The sequence below is a fragment of the Ruficoccus amylovorans genome, from assembly GCF_014230085.1.
GTDB classification, from domain to species: Bacteria; Verrucomicrobiota; Verrucomicrobiia; order Opitutales; family Cerasicoccaceae; genus Ruficoccus; species Ruficoccus amylovorans.
In genome coordinates this window covers 302173-327184 of record NZ_JACHVB010000020.1, presented here as the reverse complement: position 1 = coordinate 327184, position 25012 = coordinate 302173, and the positions used below count along the sequence as shown (strand labels likewise).

Below are 25012 nucleotides of genomic sequence, written 5' to 3'. Positions count from 1 at the left end.
GGTCTTTTCAGTTCAGGTAAACATTACGCCCGGCATGCTGCCATGATGGCATCGGTTGCACTCTTTTGCAACGTATTGTCCGCCGGGACAGGAGAAACCAACGACGTGAGTCCAGGCAAGCTGGACCCGGTTGCGGTCAGAGATGATTACGCGACACGGCGGGATCAACTGCTGTCCATCACCCTCGGGGCGAGCGCAGGACAGCTAAGCGATAGCACTGTGGAGGCGCCGCGCACCGGGGAGCAGCGGATCAATATTTACGGCGGCTACTCGGCCATGCTCCTGCGACTTGGGCTGCATGTGAAAGAGGCCAACGCAGTCATTCGCGAGGTGGCGGAATGGTTTGAGAGGCCCCATGTGCGCGGACGCGACCTGCAAGGGGAGGTGGACTTCACGGCGCTGGAGCTGGCCCGCCTGTATGTGGCGCTGAAGGATTCCCCGAATTTGGAGGAATCCACACGGGAGAAAATCCGGCAGTTTTTTCTGACGCAGAATTACGCCAGCATGTACCACTCCGAAAACCACAAGCTGGTCTTTACGACTGCGCGTTACCTGATGGCGTCGGAACTGCCGCAGGAGACCTTTGCGGCTTACGGGATGAGCGGGGCGGAACTACAGGTCGATGACGCGGCCTATTTGAAGGAGTTCATCCGCTACCGTGCCCGCACAGGGTGGGGCGAGTTCGACTCCTCCGGGTACCAGGCGCTCGTGATCAAGGGGTTGCTGACACTTTATGATTTCGCGCCGGACCCGGAGTTGGCGGCGCTTTCGGGCGCGATGGTCAACCTGATTCTGGCCGACATGGCGGTGGACACCGAGAGTGGCCTCTACGGCGGGGCGCGCGGACGCGTCGCCGAGAGCGACGTGCTGCGGCACGGGCAGGGGCCGCTTGAGGAACTGCAATATCTGTACTTCGGGATCGGCGACTATGAGCCTGGCTCGGGAAAGATGCGACTGGTCGGGCAGGAGCGTCTCAGTACATGGGAGACCATGAATGAAGCGCTCTTCTCCAGCTTTCGCCCGATGGATGTCGTGCTGGCCATTGCGCTTGAGCGGGACTTACCTTACGAGAATCGTGAGCGCAAGCACCTGCACAACATGGAGGACGTGCTCCCGGTGGAACCGCTTGAGGGCAGTATCCGCAAGCTCACTTACCTGGCGAACGGCTACCTGCTGGGCGCGATCCAGTGGCAGGACCCATACCCGGCCATGACGGGTGGCGGCGAGCGCTACGCCAAGCACCAGCAACTCGAATGGGATTTTTCCGTGACGGCTTCGCCGGGGGCGCGCATTTTTACCCATCACCCTGGCAACAGCGGGCTACACACCTACTGGCGCGGCTCGGACTACCGCAATACGGTACAGACCTTTCAGCAAAAGAACGCCGTTCTGGCCACCTGGGACATTCCCGGTAGCTCCAGGTACAAGTATATCCACGCGTACCTGCCGGCGAAGGAGTTCGACGAAATTCGTGAGGATGCGGGCTGGGTCTTTGCCCGCAAAGGGGACGTGCTGGCTGCCGTGTATTTGCACGGTGGATACGAATGGACGAAGACCGGGCCGTATGCGTACATGGAGTTGACCAGTCCGGGCTTGAAGAAAGCGTCCGTGTTCGAGTGCGGGCACCTGAACGACTTCGGTTCCTTCGATGAGTTCTGCGCCCGGATCGTGAAGAACAAGGTGACGTTCGACCCGCAGACACTCGAACTCTCCTACGACTCCGCGCGCAACGGCCTCATCGTGATCCGGCCGGACGGTACCCGGATGGTCAACGGGCAAGCGGTTGACCTCGACTATCCGACCTACGGGAGCCCTTACCTGCAATCCCCCTGGGACAGCGGGATCGTGGCCTTCCGGGCCGGTGGCATGGAGCGTGTAGTGGATTTCAATGACGAGCCGTTCCGCTTCGAGCGGTAAGCTCGTGCGCTGCCTGGTTACGTGCCCATCTAGCCGGGGTGGTCAGTACGGAAGCTGCTCCTGCGCGCGCGGATTCCAGAAGCCGTTCCATTCCACCGAACCGAAAAAGCCGACCTGATACGGGCTGTTGTTGTCGCCATAGACATTCTGGCTGGTGTCGATGCGGGTGTTGCGCTTTTCGAAGGTGACATGCCCGTCGCCCCAGGCGACGACGGCCTCCCCGCGAAAGCGAAAGTGGCAGGTCGGGGTCGAGCGTTCTCCGAGTTGGCCGTTCTGGAGGTGGCGGTAGGGAACGGAGTTTCCCGTTTCCACGATGCCGCCCATGCGGACAATCGCCGTCGAGGTAAACATGACCGTGCGCGAAGGGGCGGTGATGTTTACCGGCAGATTGCCGCGCGCCCACCAGGGTTGATAACTGCCACGAGTGGCTCCGGACGGGATGGGCTCGAGCATCATGTCCGGGCGGGCGTAGTAGGTAGTGTTATAGCCGTAGCCACCCGTGCCCCGGTCGAACTGCACGCCTTCGTTTTCGGCCAGCAGCCTCTTGAATATGGGACAGATGCGGACGGCTCCGCCTTCGAGATAATCGCTGAGGTAGCCGCCCGTCCCGTCGAAGTCTCCGCCCTGGCGCTTGCCGTGCCACCAGATGGTGTCGGTAAGATTCGAAGGTGGGGAAAAATGTCCGTGGTCCTGCGCGTAAATGAGGTTCGCGGTGGCCAGTTCACGGATGTTGCTGGCGGACTGGTTTTTCTCGGCGAGGAAGCGAATATTCCCCACAGCCGACATGATGATGCTTAGCAGGATCGCCAGCACGGCGATGACGCTGAGCAGTTCGATGAGCGTGAATGCTTTTCGTTTCATCATTAATAAACCTCCTCCAGCCGCAGGCGGAAATACCGGGGCGTGCTCAGGACGGACGCGCTGGCCAGCTTGACGCGGACCTCCTGTAAGACGCCGATGCTGGCTTGCCGGGCCACACTTGCGGTGGCGTAGGCGGCAAATACGTCGCTATCAATTGAGGTGGCCAGGTACGGGCCGAAGCGGGCCGCCTCTACCCAAGTGCCCGCCTGTGACAAGTCCGTGCGGCTTTCAATGATATAGGCCACACTGGTGTTGCGCTCGTCGCGGGGGAAGACGAAGTGGACGCTGCCGTCGCTGTCGCGTTCCAGCCGCGTGATGCCGTAGCCGTCGCGTGCCAGCGGATCGAGACGGAGGGCGTATTCGGCGAAGTTGGTCCAGCCGTCGCCGTCGGAGTCGTCGTCCCGGCTGAGGCCGCGCCCGCCGTTCCACTCCTCGTAGCTGAGGCTTTGGCCGAGCGCGCCGACGGCCTCGATGTCCGCGCCACCGCTGCCCCAGGTTACCCAGCCGTCGTAGATGGGGTTGCCCAGGCTGTCGAGAAAGTCGCCACTGCCGGGCACATCGACGAGGCGGACGCAGGTGATGTCGTCAAGGTCCACCGTGCCGTTGAGGACCAGTTCGTGATTGGCGAGGTCCTGCAGGTCAAAGGGCGTCCCCCAACTATCCCCGTAGGCGTTCACGTGCTTGCCTGCCAGATTATAGATGTTTCCCGGATCGACGGAGCCGTAAGGCCCGACCGGCGACGGGATCAACGAGACGGAAGGAAAGCGGGCGAAGTCCCGTCCGTTGCTGGAGACTTCGACATAGGCGAGCTCTGCCCAGACGCCTCCGATTCCGGTCCCGCCGGTGTTGTAATTAGAGACGAAGCCGTTCTCGAAAACGGCGAAGTCCGCCCCAGAAAAATTGCGGATCGGCTTGGAGAAACTGATGGTCAGTGAGCCAGGCTCAATGCCTGCCTCGATGGCGGCTGTATCCAGATCGCCGAGAGAGGCGACGGCAAAATTATCTCCTGTGACCGGGCCGAGGGTTTCGCCTGAGAACTGCCAATAGGGATCGACAACCGAGCTTCCGTCCGAGTGCGTGCCCAAGGCCGGGCTGTAGTCCACCACGGTATCGGCCCACGAGAGGAAAATCGGGTTAACCCAGGTTGCGCCATTTTCGTTTTCGTAGCCTTCGAGGTCGTTGACTTTCCCCTCGCCGCCGGGGCCGACGAAGCCCGGGATCGGCGCGTCGTATGGATTGCGGTTGTCACTCAGGCCGGCGGAGTATGGCTGTGCCAGCAAGGGCGCCACTCCCGGTAAAAGGAGTGCGCCTGCCACGGTGTAAAGGATGCGGGAGCGCTTCATGTCGAATCGGCGGTTTGGCTTCATACGCCAACGGCACCGCCGATGAAGGCGATGCCGTACGGGCAGGTTTTCCGGGCCAGAGCCGCCAGTTAGTCATTCTTTCGGACCTGGCCCGGTCCTGTGCCTCGTGGCAAAGTGTTTTAGGCTTTTTTCGAAGAAAGGGCCTGCCGCCGGGCGGCGAAAGCCAGTGCAAACAGGCCGAAGAGCGCGGCGTAGGTGGCCGGTTCCGGTACGGCAATGCCCACGATTTCACCGTAATTGTTCATGTAGAGTGTGGCCCCGTCATTGAAGTCGCCGTCGATGGAGAGAGCCCCGTACCACATCCCCGGTCCGTCGTAGATCACGGCGTAGCCTTCGGAGGAATCATCCACCATACCCACGACACTTCCGGCGCTTCCGCCGTTGACGGAGAAGAAAATATTTCCGGCTTCATCGACCGTCAGGCCGTTGAAGCCCCCGTCGATGTCGAGCAGGATTTGTCCGTCGGCCAGCGTCAGGAAGGTGTCAACGGCTCCCTCGGCGTAGAGGTCGTTCGTGACAGACGCTACCTGCTCCGCCGTCCAGTAGTAGAGCGAGGAGGATCCGCCGAGGTTGAAAATGCCATAATACACGCCGCCGTCGCCGTCGACAGCCAGGTAGGCCGAATTGTTCGCCGTTTCGATCAGCGTGTCCTGGCGGCCATCCGCGTCAAAGAGCGAGATGAAGGTGGACTGACCGTAGCCGCCATTCCAGGGCTCAACCAAGCCGGAGACGTAGAGTTGGCCGTTGCGGGTGGCCCCGCCATAGGCGTTGACGAGCTCCGTGCCGTAGGTGCTGCCTGAATTTTGCAACCAGGAGCCGCTGGCACTGTCATGGCGGTAAATATAACTGGAACCGCCACTCCGAAAGCTTGCCGTATAAAAAGTCCCGCTGGAGCTGTCGTACACGCCGAAGGGGTCGCCAAAGCCGTTGCTGGATGTGCCGGCGGGGGGCTTGCCTATGGTGGTGGTGGCCCCGGTGGAGAGGTTATAGGTGGAGTAGCCGGAGGACGCGGACCAGTAGTGAATATTGCCTCCGCTGACGGTGAACTGCCCGTCGGCCATGACAGATATGGAACTGGTAATGTACTCCGCGTGCGCGGTCCCGGCGCACAGGGCGGCGGCCGCGAAAGCGCCGAGTGTCAGCGTGGTTGAATAGCGTGTTTTACTGCGAATGGTAGATTTCATCTCTTGGTAAGTTATTGGCATCAATATGCCAATACAGTGAGCAGTACCTCTCATTGCTCTTGGCCGTCAACACACAAAATGAGAAAGGCCGGGCTATAAAGGCTGGCTATAGCGGTTGTGCCCCGTGCTAATGCCAGCGACTGGCACGACCGCGAATGGTGGCTATAATTGGCCGAAGCATTCAAATAATCTTGCGATCAAAAGCTGATTCTCCAGACACGGAAAACGCCAGCGTTGAAGACGACACCCTCCAGCAAGGACAACCCTAAGAGCGGCATTGGTGCCGGTTATGTACTCCTGCTTGGGGCTGGCGTGCGTTTGCGGCACAGCCAGAGGGCGGCGGCGAGGCAGGCGCACCCGAGCAGGAGCCGTGGCCACTGCTCGATATGTCCGCCCCAGAAGAGCACGTTGACGAGGATGCCCGCAGGGATGAGCATGTTGTTCATGACCGCCAGTTGCTGGGCGCTGACCTTGGTCGAGCCGTAGCTCCAGCCCAGATAGCCGAGTCCGGAGGTGACGACCCCCAGCCAGAGCAGCACCCCTTGTTGGACGGGCGTTGCGGGCAGTTTGCTCCAATCCGCGGTCAGCAGCATGGCGCTCCCCGCGATGATGAACGCGCCGAGAAAGAACCACGCGAAGCGGGCGCGGTGGGGCAGGGGATTGCCCATGCTCTGCTGTCGGTACCAGACCTGCCCGAAGGCGAAGCAGGCGTTGGCGGCCTGGATAAAGGCGAACCCGATCCAGTAGTCGCCGCTGAGGTCGGTCCAGCGGATCACCGCTGCCCCGGCGACCGCGAGCAGGGCCGGAGCCCAGAACTGGCGCGGCCAGCGCCGGGCCAGCAGGTCGGAGAACAGGCTGACGTACAAGGGCGTGAAAATCGTAAACAGCAGCAACTCCGGCACGCTTAGGTAGTGGTAACTCTGGTACAAGAAGAGGTAAGTCAGGCCGATCTCAACCGCGCCGGTTGCCATCATGCGCAGGGATTTGCGCCAGGGAGCGGGCCGCCAGAAGGGCAGGAAGATAAGCAGCGCCAGAAACATCCGCGTGGTGACGGCGATGGTGTCGTCCACCTGCCCGGAGATATAAACCCCGATAAGTGAAAAAGAAACCGCCCACAACGCGGTGATGATCCACAGCAGCGTCATTGGGCGAGGGAGGAGCGGGCCTTTGTCCGGGCGCAGGGGCGGAGTGCAAGAGCGCTTGACCAGAGCATGAGTACGCTCGTCCGAAGCGGGTGGGCGTGGCGTTGCCCGATCCGTCTTGAGATGCACCTGGCTTGTGTCATGGTGCGTTTATGATCGTTACCTTTTTCAGCAGCAAGCCCTACGATGAGCGTTATTTCAAAGAAGCGGGCAAGGGGGATCGCCGTCATGAAATGGTTTTTCAGGAAGCCCGACTGCTCACGTTCCCCAACGTGCTCATCACCGGCCACCAGGCCTTTTTCACGGATAACGCCCTGCGTCAGATCGCCCGGACCACGCTGGACAACCTGCACGAAATCGAACGCACCGGCGAGTGCGCCAACCGTGTTTACCCGGACATGCTCTAGGCTGCCTGGCTCTAATCCCGCAGGGTGCCCCGGGTCACGCCGAGCTGGTTGACAAGTCTCAGTTCGTGCCAGAGTTGCGTGCCGTTGATTTCGCCACGCAGCAGGGCGGCGTAGCGGTGGAGCGTTTCGCGGACCTCCTGCGGGCTCTCGTTGAGGAACTCGATCCGGAAGTGCCGCACACCGAGCCCGAGCAAGTCCTGCGCGAACTCAGCCCCGGTCTGCGCCCGGGCGTTGAAAAGCGTGTTGCGACAACCGGCGTCGGCCTTGAGCGGGTGCTCCGCGCCCACGCGGTCGCGCAGGCTGACGCTTTGCGTCTCGCAGGGCCGCCCGCAGTCGCGGAAGTCCTTTCCGCTGGAGAGAAAGGCGCAAAACACGCAGTGCTCCATGTGAAACATCGGCATGTGCTGGTGCAGCGTGACCTCGAACCACGCGGGCGGGGCCGACTCCAGCAGTGCCGCCAACTGCGAGGCGTTCAGGTCGTAAGAGCAGGTCAGCCGCTCCAGGCCCCAGCGTTCGATCAGCCAGCGGGCGGTCAGCGGGTTGGCCACGTTGAGCGAAAAATCCCCCCGCAGCCGCTGCCCGGCGAGGGCGCGCAGGTGCTCGTGGTTGCGGGCCAGAAAGCCGTCCGCCCCGCAGCCCAGCAACTGCTTGATGATCCAGTCCTCGCCCGTCTTGAAAATCCGTGGCGGGGCCACCCAGACCGTGTGCCCGGCTCCGGCGGCGCGGACGCGCTCGACGGCTTCGGGGTAGCGGCGAGGGTTCTCCAGTTCGACGTAAATATCCCCCGCCGGATGTTCCAGCGCGGCGTCCAACTGCTCCAGCGAGCGCACCAGCGGAATCAGCGCCGGGTTCGCCTTGGCGGACGGGGGGGGAATCGCTTCCGGCCCGGCTGTCATTTTAGTTTCGTCGTCGGCTTCGTTGTCCGAGGGCGAGAGCAAGGTCCAGCGCTGGCCCGTGCGGCGCTTTTCCAGCAGGCGCTCAACTGCTTCGCGGCGGCAGGCGTTGAGCAGGGAGAGCGGGAGCATGAGCCCGCCGGGCAGGCGGTTATCCAGCGCGGCGAGGAAAAATGGTGTGTCGCCCAGCCGCCCGAGCTGTTTGCGTAAAATGGCTTCGGCCAGCGGCTGGCGCTGGGCGGTTTCGAGCGGCTGCGCGGACTCTGCCACGGCCTCCAGCCCTTCCTCGTCCCAGACCGTCAGGCGAAGCGGCTGGCCGTCCGCCCCCTCGGTACGCGCCTCCAGCGGGCGCTTGTAGCGGGGCTGCTCGACCTCGAAGCTCTGGCGCAAGGTGCGCTCCAGGGCGGGGTCGGCGGTTTTCCAGACGATGGACCCCGGCTCGATCCGGACGCGCTGGAGCGCGTCCCCGTGCAGGCGTAAGAAGAGCAGTTTGCCCTGTGGCTCGACCGCGTTGACGTTACCCCCGGCCTCGGGCAGGTCCGGTCGCCCCTGGTCCACGACCACGCCGTCCCCAGGCTTGACCGGCCCCTCCGGCACAATGAGCAGCCCGTGCGGGGTGGTGGATTTGACCGTGCCCAGCCGCACGCCGCGCTTTTTACCGAAGCGGGCATGGACGAGTTGCTGGTTGTCGATCCCTTCCAGCCAGCCGGTGTGGAAGCCGCGCGAAAAAGTCATGTCCAACTGGTAGCGCTCCTCCTGCGCCGAGGGCGTTTCTCCGCTGGCGGCAGGCTTGCCTGAGACAGCGGTAGACGAAGCCAAAGCCTCCGCCTGCGGGCCGAGTTCGGCCCAGGCCTTGTCGAGGGCGCGGCGATAGACGCCGGTCACGGCGGCGACGTATTCGGGGCTCTTGAGACGGCCCTCGATCTTGAGCGAGGACACCCCGGCGCGGACGATCCCCGGCAGCGCGTCAAGACCGGCCAGATCCTGCGGGCTGAGCAGGTAGCGCCGGTCCCCGAGCGGCACGTTCTTGCCGTCGCTGATCAGTTCGTAGGGCAGGCGGCAGGCTTGGGCGCACTCGCCCCGGTTGGCCGAACGGCCGCCGAGGGCTTCGCTGGTCAGGCACTGGCCGGAATAGGCCACGCAGAGCGCGCCGTGGACAAAAATCTCCAGTGGCAGGGAAACCCAGTCGGCCTCGCATTTTTCGCGGATGGCGGCGACTTCCTGCAGCGAGCATTCGCGGGCGAGCACAGCGACCGAACAGCCCAGCTCCGCCGCGAAGCGCACGCCCGCCTCGCTGGTGATGCTCATCTGGGTGGAGGCGTGAATGGGGAAATCGGGCGAAAGCCGCCGGATGAGGCGGCAGATGCCCACGTCCTGCACGATGGCGGCGTCGGTCCCGGCGGCGATGATTTTACGCAAAAAATCCTCCGCCTGGGCCAGTTCGTCGGCGAAGACCAGGGTGTTGAATGTGACGTAGCCACGCACCCCGCGCTCATGGAGCCGGGCCATGATCTCGGGCAGCTCCGTCGTCGCGAAGTTATGGGCGCGCAGCCGGGCGTTAAAGCACTCCAGACCGAAGTAAATGGCGTCAGCGCCGTTCTCGATGGCGGCGCGGGCGCATTCCCAGTCACCGGCGGGCGCGAGTAGCTCGGGCTTGCGCAGGAGTTGCGCGTCGCCGGTTCCCGCCGTTCCCAGGCGTTTCGGTAAAAGTTTTCCCATAAAATCCCTAAAACAGCAGCAAAGGAACGTATTTCGCGCCAATTAGCAAGGTCGGGCTTCGTCGGGTGAAAGGAGGGCGGCGTTTAATAAACCAGCCGCCCTTTAACTTTCGCTGGCACGGATGATTTGGCGGTAGGCTGCTTCCAGCCTGGGAACGAACTGGCCGGGGTCGCCCAGCGGAGCGTTGCGGATGCGTTGGCGGAGGGAGTTGCGCCAGTCGGCGCGCAGTTGCTCGTCGCGGGCGAGTCGTTTGGCCGTTTCCACAAATCCGGTCGGGTCGTTGACCACGCAGGCTTGCAGGCCGACCTGTGAGAGTAGGCTGGCGCTGACCCGTGCGCTGTGCCGCTGCCCTGGCAGGGTGAGGACGGGTACGCCCATCCAGAGCGATTCAAGTGTAGTGGTGGTGCCATTACACGGAAAGGTGTCGAGCGTGATATCCACCCGGTCGTAGGTCTCCAGATGCTCCTGCTGGCCGGGGGAAGGCGGGAGCGCATCAATGCGCCCGGGGTCAATCCCCAGCGCCTCGAAGCGCTTCACCAGAAGCTGGCGACTGGCCGGATTGGTTAGAGAAATAGCTTTGATCAGCAGGCGGCTGTCGGGGAGGGACTGAAGCACATCGACGCAGAGGGCGACGACCTCGTCGTTGACTTTTGGGAGGTTGTTGAAGCTCCCGAAGGTGACGTAGCCGTTGGTGGCGGAGGGGAGGGGGCCGGGCTCGGGCGCGTCTGTCAGCGGACGGTAGCAGTGGAAGCCCGGCTCCAGCCGGACGAGTTTTTCCGAACTGGCGGCTTCCGTCCCGGGTGGCTCGCAGATGGCGTCGGTGAAGCGATAATCAAGCGAGCGCAGGCCGGTGGTGCCGTTGTACCCGAGAAAGTGGGCCTGCACGCGGGCCGGGCGTTGCGAGAACAACTGCGGGCGGCAGGCCCCGAAAAATCCGCTGCAATCGACCAGCAGGTCAAGCTCCCCAGCCCGCAAAGTGGCGACCGCCTCGGCGTCGGGCAGGTCGGTCAACTCGTGCCAGTGCTCGGCCAATTGGCGGTAGCGAGCGGTGATCTCGTCGCGCAGCGGGGTGTCGCTGTAGAGGTGGATTTCAAAGGCGTCACGGTCATGCCGCTCGAATATCCCTGGCAGGAAATGCGCGACCGAATGTCGGCAGAAGTCCGGCGAATAATAGCCGATGCGCCAGCGTCCGGGCCGCCGCGCCGGCAATACCGGGCGAGGGGAGGCAACCGGCGCGTAACGTTTTTCCCACTCGGTTCCGCAGTCGCGCAAGTCCTCGGCGCTGACATCTGGGAGGTAGGCCAGGTTGAGCGCGAAAAGCCGTCCCGCCCGTGCCTGCCAGGGGCCGGGTTTGGACTCGGCCAGGTCGAGCGCAGCGAGGGCGTCCTCGATCTCGCCCATCGACGAGCAGGCCCGAGCGAAGGCCATGAGCAGGAGCGGGTCGCCGGGGCGGGCGGCCAGCGCGGCCTCGATCAGTTGACGAGCCTCGTCGGCCCGCCCCCCGATCATAAAGTGGTCGGCGAGCGCCAGTTGCGCCTCATGGTGACCGGGCACTTGCGCCAGGACTTGTTGCAGGCAGTGCTCGGCAGCTTCCCATTGGCGGTTACGCTGGAGCATACGCGCCAACCGGGTCAGCCGATCCCAGTCCCTGGCCTTCAGGGTTGCCTGAGCATCGAGGAGGATTTGTTCAACTGTGGTCGCCGGGGCTTTCACCGGGGCCTACTTTGAGGCCGCCGAGAGGCGCTTTCCAAGTCTTTTTGCCAGCAGGCAGCCCATTAGGGCCAGCACACCAAAGCCGAGCGCATAGGTCGCGGGTTCGGGGACCGGCGAGATCGGCACGGCTTCGTTGTTGCCACCGATAGCGTAGCCGATCAGCTCGATGTTGTTGGGAGTGTCGGAAAACAACTGCATGTACCCGTAGTAGGTCTCGTCGTTGTTTGTACCCTGTCCGGTGAAACGGAAGCCGATATAAAAATCATCTCCGAAGGGGAGAGTGCCACGGCCGGTGAGATCGCTTGTGCCATAGCTGAGATTCTCGTCAACAATATCACCGGACGAAAGCATAACGGTGTGCAGACCGCTGCCAAGGTTCCCTTCATTTAAAAGAACCAGGTTCGTTGTGCATGCGCCCGCACTTATCGGATAGGTGTCACTGACGCCGAAGCTGATGCTGGTATCTCCCGTTAAGGGATTGAGAGATAGAAAACCCCCGCTGACCCCGGGGGTCAAATGATAGGAAATCGCCGCTTGGGCGCTGCTGGCGATGCTCCCAAGCGCCACGGTGGCGGCGACAGCGGAGGGCGCCAGAAGGCGCGATTTACGTGCAGCGATACGATCTTTGTAGCTAGAACCAGAAGACATGGCGATTAGCATGGGTTCTAGTCCTTATTTCTCAAGCTTTTATCTGGTAGTGGCGCTTGGCCACGCGGTCTGGCATATGGATTGTGCGGAGCAGGAGAAATCTCATGCCTCCGGCGCGGGCGCGGGGACGAGCCCCGCGTTCCCCCTCTCATCTCTACTTTGCTTTCGGCGCGAGGGTCTCGAAGCCGCACCAGCGGTGGAGGCATTCGGGGACCTTGACGGTGCCGTCTTGCTGGAGGTTATTTTCCAGCAGGGCGGCGAGCACGCGCGGGACGGCGAGGCCGGAGCCGTTGAGGGTGTGGACGATTTCGGCCTTGCCGCCGCCCTTGGGGCGGAAGCGGATACCGGCGCGGCGGGCCTGGAAATCGGTAAAATTCGAGCAACTGGAGACTTCCAGCCAACGCTGCTGGCCACCGGCCCAGACTTCGAGGTCGTACTGCTTGGCGTGGGGGAAGCCGATGTCCCCGGCGCACATGAGCAGGACGCGGTACGGCAGGCCAAGCTTTTGCAGGATGACTTCGGCGTTGCCGCGCAGCAGTTCGAGTTCCTCGAAGCTCTTGTCCGGGTGGACCCACTTGACCAGCTCGACCTTGTCGAACTGGTGCAGGCGGTTGAGGCCGCGCACGTGCTTGCCCCAACTCCCGGCCTCACGGCGGAAGCACGGGGTGTAGCCGCAGCGGTAAACGGGCAGCTCGGCCTCATCGAAGGTTTCCTCGCGGAAGAAATTCGTGACCGGCACCTCGGCGGTGGGGATCATGTAAAAATCCTCGACCGGCATGTGGTACATCTGGCCCTCCTTGTCAGGGAGTTGGCCGGTGGCAGTGGCGCTGGCGGCGTTGACCATGAGCGGGGGCAGGACTTCCTCGTAGCCGTTGAGGCGGGCCTCCTCCAGGAAGAAGCTGATCAGCGAACGCACAAGCCGGGCCATGTCGCCGACGTAGAACGGGAAGCCCGCGCCGGTGGCCTTGACGCCGCGCTCAAAGTCGATGGCCTGCGAAAACCACGGGATGTCCCAGTGGGGAACGGCGTGTGCCGACACCTCGGCGGGTTCGCCCCAGGTCGCGGCCACGACGTTGTCCTCCTCGGTGCGGCCCTCGGGCACGCTGGCGTCGGGCATGTTCGGGATGGAGAGGAAAAGCCCCTTCCACTGCGTCTCAATGTCGGCAGCGGCGGCTTCGAGCTCCTTGACTTCATCGGCGAGGACCTTCATCGAGGCGAGCAGGCTCTGGAATTCCGGGGACTTCTTGTCCTTGAACTGCCCGACTTCCTTGCTGGCGGCCTTTTGCTCGGCGCGCTTGGTCTCGGCCTTGTTGATGGCGGAGCGGCGCTCCTCGTCCAGCCGCAGAATGGCGTCCCACTCCACGGTGAACTTCTTGCGGGCAATGGCCTTCTTCAGCCCCTCGGGGTCGTCGCGTAAAAGTTTGATGTCGATCATGGCAAAAACAAAAGACACAGCCTAGAACACCGGAAAAGCCGCTGGCAAACCTTTCGACAGCCGGGCGCGGATTTGTTGGCGGGGATTTTCGGCGACACGCACGCGAAAAGGCCCCACAGGCATTTTCTCACGCGCAAGCACGGCTTGACGCGGGATATTCATGCGCTATTACTCTGGCCCTATGGTTGCTGTAAATTCCACCATGCTCCCCCTGGGGACTCCCGCTCCGGCCTTTCACCTGCCCGACACGCAGGGCAACACGGTGTCGCTGGAAGCGTTTGACGGGGCGAAAGCCTACGTGGTCATGTTCATCTGCAACCACTGCCCCTATGTGCGCATGCTCCGGCGCGAGATCGCGCACCTGGCGGGCGAGTATCAGGACAAGGGCGTAGCCTTTGTCGCGATCAACAGCAACGACATCGAGAACTACCCTGACGACAGCATGGAAAACATGGTGCGCGAAGTCGCCGAGCAGGGGTACAGCTTTCCCTACTGTCTGGACGAATCCCAAAAAGTGGCCAAGGCCTTCCGCGCCTCGTGCACACCGGATTTTTATGTTTTCGGCAGGGACCGGCTGCTGGTTTACCGTGGGCAGTTCGACGACGCCCGCCCCGGCAACGGCATCAACGTGACCGGCTCCGACCTCCGCGCCGCCCTCGACGCCGTCCTCGATAATGAGGAAATCCCCGACGACGTGCAAAAGCCCTCCATCGGCTGCAACATCAAGTGGAAACCCGGCAGCGAACCGGAGTATTTCCGCAACAAGTCATAATTGCCGCGTCGGATCGGCCCCGAGGGGCAGGGATTTTTAACAGGAAGAGCGGAAAGCACGCCAAGGCATGCAGAGGTATCTCCTCCCTTCCGGCCTTCCTTTTAAATCTCCTAAGGCATCAAGACCAGTGAGAGCTCAGAGGAGTAACTCTGCGTCTTGGCGTCTCTGCGGTTGATCAGAAAAAACGTCTGCAAGGACGAAGAGGACGGATACTGGGACGGCTTTTAGGTGAAGTGCCCTAGTCGCGCCCGAACTGCTCGGTCACGGCGTTTTGCTGGCGGGCGATGTCGTGCAGGGTGACGATCCCCAGCAGCTTGGTCGCGTCCTTCTGGCTGACCACGGGGACTTGCAAGACGTCCTCCTTGATCAACTGTGCCGCCACGGCACGGATCGACGTGTCCGGCAAGACCGTCACCAAGCGTTGGTCGAGGACAAGCTTGGCCAGCGGCTCGTTCAGCTCGTGTTCGACATTTTCCAGCAGTTCGTGGTGCGTAATCATTCCGCACAGTGCGCCCTCGGCATTAATCACCGGGTAGCCGTGGTGCTTGCGTCCGTCGAGCAGTTTCAGGTTTTCGGCGCTGTTCAGGCTGCCGTCCACCGTCACGCTGTCATGGGTCATGATCGCGCTCACGGGCAGGTTTTGGTAGTCGCGCATCCCCTGGTAGCTGGGCATCTTACGCAGTGTGACCCCGTCCTGGATCAGCAGCGCGTCGTAGAGCGGCACCGCCCGCTTACGCGCCGAGATGAAGTAAGCGATCATGTTGCCCGCGATCAGCGGCAGGATAAAGGAGTAGTTGCGGGTCATTTCGAAGATGATGACCAGCGAGGTAATCGGACAACGCACGATAGAGGCGAACATCGCGCCCATCCCCAGCAGCACGCAGGCCCCGACCACATCCTCGTCTCTGGGCAGGCCGCCGAACCACCCGAACTCGCGGTGCAGGTACAGCAGTGCCACCCCGAAGATACCACCGAGCATCCCGCCCAGAAACAGCGTCGGCGAAAACAGACCACCACTACCGCCAGTTGCGTAGCTGATGACGACCGCGATAAATTTGAAAACAAACAGCGCCAGCAACACGATAAAGATCAGCCGCCCCTCGAAGGCCGCATCGAGGCTGATATAACCGATACTGAACACCCCCGTCTGCGGGTCGCCAAAGTAGCCCGTGAAGGCGAAGGCGCTCACCCCGACAATACCGACAGTGAGCCCGCCCAGCGCCGGCTTCATCCAGACGGGGAGCCCCTTCCACTGACGCTGAATGCTCCGGGCCTTCAGCAGGGTAGTGACGAAAAACGACCCGACAAAGCCCGACGCCACCCCCAGTGGGAGCGAGACCAGCATCCACCAGGCCGTGCGCACATTATCCTCGGATAATCCGACCTGCAGGACCGGGTCTTCACCGAGGATGCTCCGCGAAACCGCCGCCGCCACGACTACGGCGATCACGATCCCGCCCAGCGCCTTTGTGCTGAAGTCCGAGAGCAGTTCCTCGAAAACAAAAAAGATGGCCGACAGCGGCGCGTTGAAGGCAGCGGCAATGCCCGCCCCCATGCCGACCGGCACCATGGCCTGGACCCGAGCCTTGGCCAGTCCGGCCCAGCGTCCCAGCGTCGAAGCGATGGCCGCGCACATGTGCACCGTCGGGCCTTCCCGCCCGAGGGCGTTGCCCATCCCGATAAAAATCGTTCCCAGCAGAAAGCGGAAGAATCCGTCCTTGAGCGTGATTCGGCCAAAATCGTTGTAATAGGCGGCCTTGGTCTGCGGGATGCCGCTGCCCGAGGCGCTCGGCGCGATCTTCCACAGGAACAGGCCCACGATCAACCCGCCGGCGGCGGGCATCAGCGGCATCACGACCCAGAACCACACCGGTCCCGTCATCTGCGACAGATGCCAGACCAGGTGAAAGGTGTACTCAATCGCCAGATGAAAACCGACCGCCGCCAGCCCGCACAGGACACCGGCCACGGTACACAGGATCAGGAAACGCTGATTGTCCGAGAAACGTCGGCGCAACCAGTCCGGAAACCTTTGAAGCCCGAAAAAAGTCTTTATGACTGCATCTCCTTTCCGTGACGTTCACGGAAGACCCTCAGGAAGGTCTCGGAGATTTCCTCATAGAGCGAATTGCGACAAATCATATGCGAAAACTCGTAAGCGATAATAGCGGCGATCAATAGCGGTAAAATCATTTCGTAGGCACTGGTCATCTCGACCAGAATCGTCGCCGATGTGATCGGGCTCTGCACCACGCCGGAGAAAAACGAGACCATGGCCAGCAGGATAATCGCCTGCGGTGGCACCGACGGAAAAAGCTCGCTGAAGAGCTGCCCAAACCCGGCACCCGCCGACAAGGTCGGGTCAAAAAGACCGCCGGGAATCCCGCTCAGGAGCGTGGCAAAAGTCGCCAGCATACGGCTAAAGGCGTAGAACCACGGCAACTGCTCCCCCTCGATCAGGATCTGCTTGGCGTGCTCGTAGCCGCTGCCATAGCTCAGCCCCCCGGAAGCCAGACCGATCAGCGCGAGCACCAGTCCCACTCCGCCTGCCATCCAGTACGGATGCGTGGTCCAGTATTTGACCAGCCGGTCCGTCAGCAACAGCAAACACTTGGCAAAAGCCCCTCCGAGCGCTCCCAGCACCACCGCGATCACCAGCAGAGCCGCCCAGCCGGTTACCGTCACGAGCGCGGTGTTGACCTCGCCGTAAAAGAGATAAAAGCCCCCCAGGCAGGACAAGACCACCTGACAGGCAATGGCCACCGTCAGCACAATCGTGCTGGCGTTGTGCTTGTCGAACGAGCGTCCGATCTCCTCGAAGGCAAACACCGTCCCGGCGACCGGGGCATTAAAGGAAGCGGCAATCCCCGCCGCGCCCCCGCCGAGGATTAACCCCCGCTCCACCAGATGACGCGGGAATTTCGCGTAGCGGTTGAGGGTGGACAGAATACTCGCGCCGATCTGGACCGTCGGCCCTTCGCGCCCGATAGACGCTCCGCAAAAGAGCCCGAGCGCGGTCAGGAAGAATTTCCCCACTGCGATCCGCAGCGATAGCAGGTAACGCCGGTTGGGGCCTGCCTCCATTTTGAGCGCGGCAATCGTCTGCGGAATCCCGGTCCCTTGCGTACCGTCAAAAAAGCGGTTGCGAATAAAAATAATCGTCATGAGCCCGAGCGGAGCCGTCACAAACGGCAAAGCCCAGGAAACTCCCAACGCCCATTCCAAGTACTTCCCCGACCAATGCTCCAGCAGGGTAAAGACATAAGCCGCCAGCCCGATCATGAGCGCACCCATTAAAAACAGCGCATAGCACCGCCATGCCTGCGGTGAAAAAAACTTGTATCGCGCTGGAATCTCCCCTTCGGGGAAGCCCTCTGCTGAACCACTCATATTCCGTCAAGCTTTAACAAACCGCCCGCTCACCGTCAAGTACCCAAGCTCTGGAAGCCGATGTTTGCGATTAACTTCCAATCTTTTCAAAAAAAGACTTGGCAAAGCCGGGACGAACGGTACTTTCATCAACTTTTCCCGCAAGGGAATACGCCGCTTTCGAGTGGTGGGATATGCAAGTGGCTAAAGCACGCAGACTGTAAATCTGTTCCGGTAATCGGTTCACTGGTTCGAATCCAGTTCCCACCACCATTTCACTTTTTTGCCTCTCCGCGTCAGGAGAGGATTTTTTTGACTAACTGCGCCATAAGCAAGGACTTGCGACTTTTTAATTTCGTAATTTTCCGTGATAGTTTGCGGAACCGAAAAGACCACCTTGGATTGGAAAACCGGTCCCTATACCGGTCCACGATTACAGGGGATCGACCGGTGGCCGTGTCCACGTAAACTGAGCCGTTTCGCCAAGGCAGTCTGCTGCCTTTCCAAGATCGCAAGACTAAGCGCGCCAGTGGACTCGTTTGTGTAAACTCGACCACACGGCTGATTGCGGCTCCGGCCTCAGCCTTCCGTCACGGTGCCATTCTTGCGGGCTTTCCAGGCGTCCAGAATCGTGGCCAGAATGTACAGGCCCACACCGATGGTTATCCCGCAGTCGGCGATGTTAAATGAGGGGTAGCGATAGGAGCCGAAGTGCAGGTCGATGAAGTCCACCACATGCTTGTAAGCGAAGCGGTCGATCATATTGCCGATGATGCCCCCGATCAGCAGCCCGAATGCGACCTGCATGAGCGGGCGCTTCAGGCCGAGCGTGGCCCTGTAATGGAAAATTGAATACAACGCGACCACACCCAGCAGACCGAGTACGAGCGTGTAGCCCTCGAACATGCCCCAGGCTGCGCCTTTGTTCGTGATATGGACCAGATAGAAGAAGTCTGGGATCACGATCACAGGCGGCAGGCTGGAGCCGACGAAGTAGGTGCCCACCGGCAGCCATTCGACGATGATCAGTTTGGTGATCTGGTCCACGACGAGGACCAGCAGGGCGACCACGAGCAGCAGCCGGTAGGGGCGCAGGCGGGCGGCGTTCATGCGGCCCGCCTCAGTTGTCGCCGTCGTCGTCCGTGAAGTTCATCGCGTCGTCGCTGTCCTCGCTCAGGACTCCCACGCGCTGAATCTTGTTGCGACGCTGCTTCTCCAGTTCCCGCTGGCCCTCCAGGGAGTAGCGGGTGAAGGGCACGGCCAGCAGGCGGTCCTTGGCGATGGGTTCGCCGGTGATCTCGCAGGTGCCGTAGGTGTCGTTAAAGATGCGCTGGATGGCCTCTTCAATCTCGTAGAGGGCTTCCTGCTCGCTGGAGACGAGGCTCAGGGCGAAGTCGCGGTCAAAGGTGTCGGTCCCGGCGTCAGCCATGTGCTGGCCGTAGCCGGAGAGGTCGCCGGAGTCTTCCTTGTTCGAGCGCTTGAGCGTGTCGGCGGTGTGGAGTTGGAGGCCGTCGTTGACGTGGTCGCGCAGTTCGACCAGGGCCTTGTAGTACTTGATCCACTTCTGCGGGACGTTATCCTCGCTCTGTTTGGCGGCTTTTTCGGCCGGGTTGAAGCCGAGAATATCGCTCAGCGAAGCGGCCCCGTGATTGCGGGGTTCGACCTTGATGTCTTCGATAGACGTTTCAGCCTTTTTCTTGGGCTGGGCCTTGCCGGCGGCGGCCTTGGCCTGCTCTTCGTCGCCGGTTTTACGGTTCTTGAGCATCTCCTCGACGTCTTCCATAGTGAAGACGACAGGCGTGTTTTTGCCCCCCTTCCGCTGCTTGAAAAGGGCGGGCGTCACGGTGCGCTTGCGCGCGTTGAGAACGATTTCTTTGGTCTTGGAATCTACAACGTCCGCCTTGGAGTTGTCGGCGGCTTTGCTCTCGGTTTTTTTCATGTTGGCAGCGGATTTTGCTTTTTTTGTGCCAGTTGCGTTCGTAGCCGCTTTTTTACTGGCAGAAGTTTTTTGTGAGGAAGTGGGGGAGGACTTGGTCTTGGCGGCAGCCTTACCCGCGGGCTTTGAGGACGCGGATTTCTTTACCGTCTTTTTCTGGGGATTTTTTTTGGCAGGCATGTCCGTTCAGAGGGTTGGAGGATGTGTTCGTGAGAGAAGAGCGTCGCGGTCGCGTGGCGAAACTTCGCCATACTCGCCCGCGGAGACTAGTTCGGGCACCCAGCGCCAGCTGCGGGGGCAGCGGACGCCCTGGGCACGATCGGCCTGCAGGGACAGCTCGCCGTCATCGGCGGCTTCCAGGCTGACCTGCGAGACGATGAAAAGTTCCGGCAAATGCGCCTCGTAACGTTGAAGCAGCGCAAATGTCGCGTCCGAAGCCGTGCCACGGATGGTGACGCGGGCATCGAGGGACTTGCCGATGGTTTTTTGCTCGCGCAGGCCTTCGAGGGTCTCGTTGACGCGGTTGCGGAACTCCAGCAGCGCGTCGAGGTCGGCGGCCACGGCCTCGGAGTAGAGGCCGGAGTCGATCACGGGCCAGTCCTGCAGGTGGATGCTGTCCGGGGCGAAATCACCGTCGGTAGCGGCGTAGCAGAGGGCCTCGTCACAGGTGAAGGTCAGGATCGGTCCGAGCAGGCGGGTGAGGGCGCGGAAAATCAGGTGGATCGCGGTCTGGGAGGAACGGCGCTCTTTCCAGTCGGTGCCGTAGGTGTAGAGACGGTCCTTGAGGATGTCGTGGTAGATGCGCGAGAGCGTCACCCCGCAGAAGCGGTCCACGAGCTGATAGACGCGGTGAAACTCGGCCAGCTCAAAGGCTTCGGTGCAGGCGGCGATGAGGTCAGCGGTCTGCTTGAGCGCCCACTGATCGAGCGGGTCAAGTTCGCCGTCGGGGACGGAGTCGTTGGCCGGGTCGAAATCGTGCAGGTTACCGAGCTGGAAGTATAGCGTATTGCGGATCGAGCGGTAGGTGTTGGTGACGAGCTTGAAGTGCCCGTCGGAGAGCCGGATGTCTCCCCGGTAGTCTTGCGAACAGACCCACAGGCGCATGATGTCCGCGCCGTATTTCTCCACCCAGCCGTCGGAGCTCATTGCCCCCTTGGACTTGGAAATCTTTTCGCCCTTGCCGTCCACGATGAAGCCGTGGGTGATGATCTTCTCGTAGGGCGGGCGGCCCTCGGCGATCATGCCGGTCCACAGCGAGGACTGGAACCAGCCGCGGTGCTGGTCGGAGCCTTCGAGGTAGAGGTCGGCGGGCCACTTGAGGTCCGGCTTGCCCTTGAGCACGGCCAGGTGCGAGCAGCCGGAGTCGATCCACACGTCGAGGGTGTCGGTGCCTTTTTTCAGCTTCTTTCCGGCAAAGGCGGCGGGCAGTTCGATGCCTTCGAGCAACTGCTCGGGCTCCTGCTCAAACCAGATGTTGGTCCCGTGGTGGGCGACTTTCTCGGCCAGGGCGCGGACCACGGAAGCGTCGAGGAGGGCGTCGCCATCCTCGGTGTAAAAGGCGGGGATGGGCACGCCCCAGGAGCGCTGGCGGCTGATGCACCAGTCCGGGCGCGTCTCGACCGCGCTGCGGATGCGGTTCTCGCCGCGCTCGGGGATGAACTGCACCCCGTCGAGGCCGTCGAGCACCTTTTGGCGCAGGCCGTTGTGGTCGAGGCTGACGAACCACTGGTCCATCGCGCGGAAGACGACCGGGGTCTTCGAGCGCCAGCAGTGCGGGTACTGGTGCTCGTAGCGCTTGCACTGGAGGAGCGAGCCGTTGTCGCCGATGATGCCCAGCACGGCGTCGTTGGCCGGGCACTTGCCGTTCTGCTCCAGCACGCTGACGCCAACAAGGTCGGCGGGCACTTGCCCGTCATCGACGTAACAGCCCTTGTCGTCCAGCGGGCAGTAAATTTCCAGGCCGTACTTGAGGCCCGTGATATAGTCCTCCAGCCCGTGACCGGGAGCAGTGTGAACGCAGCCCGTGCCGGCATCGGTGGTGACGTAGTCGGCCAGCACGACGGGGGAGGCGCGGTCGATGAAGGGGTGACGCGTTTCGGCACCGTCAAAGTCCTTGCCTGTGTGGAGAGCCCCGGCGGCAGCGCCTTCAAGTGCGCAGTCGGCGATGAACTGCTCAGCCAGGGGCAGGGCGACCACATAGGTTTCGCCCTGGTAGGCGATCTGGGTGTACTGGAGGTCCGGGTGGACGGCGACGGCAAGGTTGGCCGGGAGGGTCCACGGAGTGGTCGTCCAGATGACGAAGAAGCTGTTTTCGGGCAGGCCGTGCTTTTCCGGTTCGCTGACGCGGAATTTTACCCAGATGGACGGGCTGACGTGGTCCTGATACTCGATTTCGGCTTCGGCCAAAGCGGTTTCGCAGGGGATGGACCAGTAAACAGGTTTCTTGCTGCGGTAAACCAGCCCCTGCTCGATGAAACTGGCAAAAGCTTTCAGGATTTCGGCCTCGTAGGCGGGGTTCTTGGTCTTGTACTCGCGTTCCCAGTCGGCGAGGACGCCGAGGCGCTTGAACTGCCCGCGCTGGATGCCGATGTATTTTTCGGAAAAGGCGGCGCACTCTTCGCGCAGTTCAGCGGCGGAGAGGTCTTTTTTGGCGGCGCGCAACTCGCGGCTGACCTTGTGCTCGATCGGCAGGCCGTGGCAGTCCCAACCGGGCAGGTAGGGGGTGCGGTAGCCGCGCATCGACTTGTAGCGCAGGATGAAGTCCTTCAGGATCTTGTTCAGCGCGGTGCCGATGTGGACATCGCCGTTGGTGAAGGGAGGACCATCGTGCAGGACGAAGAGGGGGCCGTCGGCGTTCTTGTCCTGGATCTTCTTGTAAAGGTCCAGATTTTCCCAGTGTGCGAGGCGTTCCGGCTCCCGTTTCACGAGGTTGCCCCTCATGGGAAATTGGGTCCGGGGGAGATTGAGCGTATCCTTCAAATTCATGGCGCGTGTGACGGCTGTTGGCCGCTCGGGAGGCCCGATAAAAAGCCGGGAAGTCTGCCTGAAACCCCAACAGAGTCAAGGCGTAAACACCGATCTGTCGGGTAAGGAAAAACCGGGCTTGCCGCCTTGCGCGGGCGGCGAATGCGTCCCTGTCGTTTATCGGCCTTTATCGGGTAAGGCACAAACCTGCACCGGCGGGGCTGGAGGTGAAATATCGGGCAGGCTGGCCCCGAATGAGCACAAATGGCGACCTGTACGCCAGCTCTAGTGTCCCGTTAGCTTAGTTCCTGATAAAAATATTTTCACCGCAGAGGCGCAAAGACGCAGAGCGAACTCTGTATCCACGAAGTTTTCTGTGCTTCTTGTGCCTTTTTGTGGCCATTAACATTTGTTAAGAACTTAGCTAACACGACACTAGAGCGGTATAAATAAAGTCGTAGCCGCCACAAAAAGGCCGAATGGCTAAATGGTTAAAATGGCTAATTGTTGCTTTCCCCGTTCCGCATCCAACAATTAACAATTGGCCATTTAGCTATTTAACGATTGTGGCTACAGTATTTTTTGAAACGCTCTACATGGCATCCTGCTCGTACACCTTGCGGAAGTGGTGGCCGGTGATGGCGAGGTTGACCGCCAGGGGCAGGAGGGCACGGCGACGCAGCATGACCCAGACCAGCAGCTTCCAGTAGTGGTAGCGCTCCCGGCCCAGCACGCCTAGCCGCACGCACGAGCGCAGGAAGGCCCGGACTTTTATGTAGTTGAGCGGCTCGGTGATGACGGGAGCCTTGTAGTTGCGCAGGAGGGTTTTGACCCGTTTATAGTACGGCTTGGGCAGGTAGAGTCCCTTGAAAAGGTTGCGGTAGCCCTCGCGGAGCTTTTCCGGGTTCATGCGCGTGACAAAGTTGCTCACGGCCTTCGTGTTGTTGCCGAGGGAGTTGCCCAGCAGGCGGCCTTCTTCCTTCATGCGCTCGTAGAGGGCGGTGCCGACGGGGGCCTGGAGGATGCCGACCATGGCCATGACGATGCCGCTGTTCTGGATGAAGTCGATCTGGCGCTGGAAGATGCTCTCGTTGTCCGAGTCGAAGCCCACGATGAACCCGCCTTGGACCTGAAGCCCGTGACGCTGAATTTTGTGCACGCAGGCCACGAGATCGCGCCCGACATTCTGTTTTTTGTTGCAGTCGGCCAGGCCTTGCTCGGATGGCGTCTCCAGGCCGATGAAAACCGTGTCGAACCCGGACTGAGCCATCATGTTCATGAGGTCTTCGTCGTCGGAGAGGTTGATCGAAGCCTCGGTGTAAAAGGGAATGCCGGTCTTGTCGCGCTGCCAGTCGATCAGGGCGGGCAAGAGCTCGCGCTTGAGCACGCGCTTGTTGCCGATGAAGTTGTCGTCCACGAAAAAGACCGAACCGCGCCAGCCGGAGGCGTAAATCGCGTCCAGCTCCTCAATGATCTGGGGGACGGGCTTGAGCCGGGGCCGGTGGCCGAGCAGGGCGGTCACGTTGCAGAAGTCGCAGTTGAACGGGCATCCGCGCGAGAACTGGATGCTGAGCGAGGCATAGTCCTTGACCCGCACAAGATCCCAGCGGGGGACGGGCGTTTTTTCCATTTCCGGGAAACGGCTCGTGTCGCTGTAAATGCGCCGGGCCCGTCCGGCGGCGAAGTCGGCCAGAAACGGCGGCAGAGTCAGCTCGGCTTCGTTCAGGATGAGATGGTCCACCTCGGGGTATTTCTCCGGCTCGCAGGTAAACAAGGGACCGCCCGCGATGACGGTTTTGCCGAGGCTTTTGGCGAGCTTGATCACTTGCTCGGTCGAATCCTGCTGCACCGTCATGGCGCTGATCATGACGGCATCGGCGGCCTCCACGTCCTGACGTCGCAGGCGACGCACGTTCAGGTCAACCAGCTTGAGCTGCCAGTCGGCGGGCAACATCGCCGCTACTGTCAGCAGGCCGAGGGGAGGGAAGGAGGATTTTTTACCGACGAACTTCAGCGCGTGCTTGAAGCTCCAGAAAGTGGCCGGAAATTCCGGGTAAACCAAAAGTACATTCATTCAACCCTAACATGGCCCATGCGCGATGCCATTAAAAGAGCTGATGGAGCTTTAGCATCGGTTAACACGAGCCGTAATGCGCTCCATTAGGGCGTGTCGCAAGCTGCAGAGCACGCGACTTGTTTACGCAAATACCCGCCCCCGGAATGCAAAAGGGCGACCCCTCGGAGCCGCCCTGAAAAAAAATCAATGTACCAGCAGGTGCCAGCCGAAGACGCCCAGCATGACGCAAAAGGACGCGGTCCGGAACCAGAGGAATTGGAGTCGTGTACGCTTTTTCATCGGCAGTGGTATTTTAGAAGGTTAATTCAATGATTGTTACGTTTATGTTACGGAAATTTTTACAAACTTCAACCCGGAAGTGACGTTTTCTTTATTTTCGGTGAAATCATAAAAATGACGCATCTCCTTTGTCATTAGATGCTAAGGCGGGAAGATTGCAGCTTTCGTGCCATTAGGCGGATAATCTCTCCTGCACGCGAAAATTAGTCACGCTGTCCGGAACGGTGTTTCGTGACACATTTGTCACAGAGGATTATCCGCAAGCCGCGTGTTGCGGGAAATCGCCCGGTTGGGCGAGAAGCCGGGGGGGGCGCTTGTCTGGCGGCGAAGAG

General features: G+C 61.4%; 17 protein-coding genes, 1 tRNA gene and 1 pseudogene. 4 read left to right on the top strand and 15 right to left on the bottom strand.

The window, feature by feature from the left end; all coding sequences use genetic code 11:
• Positions 1 to 42: 42 nt before the first annotated feature.
• Positions 43 to 1917: a hypothetical protein gene (locus H5P28_RS07850; protein ID WP_185675155.1), complete on the top strand. Its 1875-nt coding sequence runs from the start codon at positions 43 to 45 to the stop codon at positions 1915 to 1917.
• A gap of 42 nt (positions 1918 to 1959) precedes the next feature.
• Here H5P28_RS07850 and H5P28_RS07845 read toward each other — a convergent pair whose 3' ends face one another.
• From H5P28_RS07845 to H5P28_RS07830, 4 genes are all read right to left on the bottom strand, one after another.
• Positions 1960 to 2781, bottom strand: coding sequence for a type II secretion system protein (locus H5P28_RS07845; RefSeq protein WP_185675154.1), 822 nt, complete (start codon positions 2779 to 2781; stop codon positions 1960 to 1962).
• Positions 2781 to 4121, bottom strand: coding sequence for a hypothetical protein (locus tag H5P28_RS07840; protein ID WP_185675153.1), 1341 nt, complete (start codon positions 4119 to 4121; stop codon positions 2781 to 2783). The genes H5P28_RS07845 and H5P28_RS07840 overlap by 1 nt, the downstream gene beginning before the upstream one ends.
• Before the next feature lie 140 nt (positions 4122 to 4261).
• Entirely contained in the window at positions 4262 to 5326 is a 1065-nt protein-coding gene (locus H5P28_RS07835) for a PEP-CTERM sorting domain-containing protein (RefSeq protein WP_185675152.1), read from the bottom strand.
• A gap of 287 nt (positions 5327 to 5613) precedes the next feature.
• The gene (locus H5P28_RS07830; protein ID WP_185675151.1) at positions 5614 to 6471 is read right to left on the bottom strand and encodes an EamA family transporter; all 858 of its coding nucleotides are present in this window, start codon (positions 6469 to 6471) and stop codon (positions 5614 to 5616) included.
• Positions 6472 to 6716: 245 nt separating this feature from the next.
• Between H5P28_RS07830 and H5P28_RS07825 the strand changes: the two are divergent.
• Positions 6717 to 6875: pseudogene (locus H5P28_RS07825) on the top strand (2-hydroxyacid dehydrogenase); the annotation flags it as partial.
• An 11-nt stretch (positions 6876 to 6886) separates the two neighbouring features.
• On the opposite strand, the gene H5P28_RS07820 reads toward H5P28_RS07825, so the two are convergent.
• From H5P28_RS07820 to H5P28_RS07800, 5 genes are all read right to left on the bottom strand, one after another.
• Entirely contained in the window at positions 6887 to 9487 is a 2601-nt protein-coding gene (locus H5P28_RS07820) for a U32 family peptidase (RefSeq protein ID WP_185675150.1), read from the bottom strand.
• A gap of 102 nt (positions 9488 to 9589) precedes the next feature.
• On the bottom strand, positions 9590 to 11200 hold the full coding sequence (locus tag H5P28_RS07815; RefSeq protein WP_185675149.1) for an O-linked N-acetylglucosamine transferase family protein: 1611 nt from the start codon (positions 11198 to 11200) through the stop codon (positions 9590 to 9592).
• 6 nt (positions 11201 to 11206) lie between these two features.
• Positions 11207 to 11860 carry a hypothetical protein gene (locus H5P28_RS07810; protein WP_185675148.1) on the bottom strand — a complete coding sequence of 218 codons (654 nt, stop codon included), beginning with the start codon at positions 11858 to 11860 and terminating at the stop codon, positions 11207 to 11209.
• 142 nt (positions 11861 to 12002) lie between these two features.
• Positions 12003 to 13283 carry a serine--tRNA ligase gene (serS, locus tag H5P28_RS07805; RefSeq protein ID WP_185675147.1) on the bottom strand — a complete coding sequence of 427 codons (1281 nt, stop codon included), beginning with the start codon at positions 13281 to 13283 and terminating at the stop codon, positions 12003 to 12005.
• A 21-nt stretch (positions 13284 to 13304) separates the two neighbouring features.
• On the bottom strand, positions 13305 to 13445 hold the full coding sequence (locus H5P28_RS07800) for a hypothetical protein (protein WP_185675146.1): 141 nt from the start codon (positions 13443 to 13445) through the stop codon (positions 13305 to 13307).
• Between the two features lie 19 nt (positions 13446 to 13464).
• Between H5P28_RS07800 and H5P28_RS07795 the strand changes: the two genes are divergently transcribed.
• The gene (locus H5P28_RS07795; RefSeq protein WP_185675145.1) at positions 13465 to 14055 is read left to right on the top strand and encodes a thioredoxin family protein; all 591 of its coding nucleotides are present in this window, start codon (positions 13465 to 13467) and stop codon (positions 14053 to 14055) included.
• Positions 14056 to 14293: 238 nt separating this feature from the next.
• Here H5P28_RS07795 and H5P28_RS07790 read toward each other — a convergent pair whose 3' ends face one another.
• Positions 14294 to 16072 (bottom strand): chloride channel protein, encoded by a 1779-nt coding sequence (locus H5P28_RS07790; RefSeq protein WP_185675144.1) that lies wholly within the window; start codon positions 16070 to 16072, stop codon positions 14294 to 14296.
• 35 nt (positions 16073 to 16107) lie between these two features.
• A complete protein-coding gene (locus H5P28_RS07785; RefSeq protein ID WP_185675143.1) occupies positions 16108 to 17445 on the bottom strand; it encodes a chloride channel protein in 1338 nt (445 codons plus the stop codon).
• A gap of 165 nt (positions 17446 to 17610) precedes the next feature.
• On the opposite strand from H5P28_RS07785, the gene H5P28_RS07780 reads away from it, so the two are divergent.
• Positions 17611 to 17697 (top strand) — tRNA-Tyr (locus tag H5P28_RS07780).
• Positions 17698 to 18003: 306 nt separating this feature from the next.
• On the opposite strand, the gene lspA is transcribed toward H5P28_RS07780, so the two are convergent.
• The 4 genes from lspA to H5P28_RS07760 all read right to left on the bottom strand — a co-directional run bounded on the left by lspA (position 18004) and on the right by H5P28_RS07760 (position 24398).
• Complete coding sequence (lspA, locus tag H5P28_RS07775) at positions 18004 to 18534, bottom strand: signal peptidase II (protein WP_185675142.1); 531 nt, start codon at positions 18532 to 18534, stop codon at positions 18004 to 18006.
• Positions 18535 to 18544: 10 nt separating this feature from the next.
• Positions 18545 to 19363 (bottom strand): TraR/DksA family transcriptional regulator, encoded by an 819-nt coding sequence (locus tag H5P28_RS07770; RefSeq protein WP_185675141.1) that lies wholly within the window; start codon positions 19361 to 19363, stop codon positions 18545 to 18547.
• 183 nt (positions 19364 to 19546) lie between these two features.
• Positions 19547 to 22345 (bottom strand): isoleucine--tRNA ligase, encoded by a 2799-nt coding sequence (ileS, locus tag H5P28_RS07765; RefSeq protein ID WP_185675140.1) that lies wholly within the window; start codon positions 22343 to 22345, stop codon positions 19547 to 19549.
• A gap of 571 nt (positions 22346 to 22916) precedes the next feature.
• Positions 22917 to 24398 carry a B12-binding domain-containing radical SAM protein gene (locus tag H5P28_RS07760; protein ID WP_185675139.1) on the bottom strand — a complete coding sequence of 494 codons (1482 nt, stop codon included), beginning with the start codon at positions 24396 to 24398 and terminating at the stop codon, positions 22917 to 22919.
• Between the last annotated feature and the right edge of the window lie 614 nt (positions 24399 to 25012).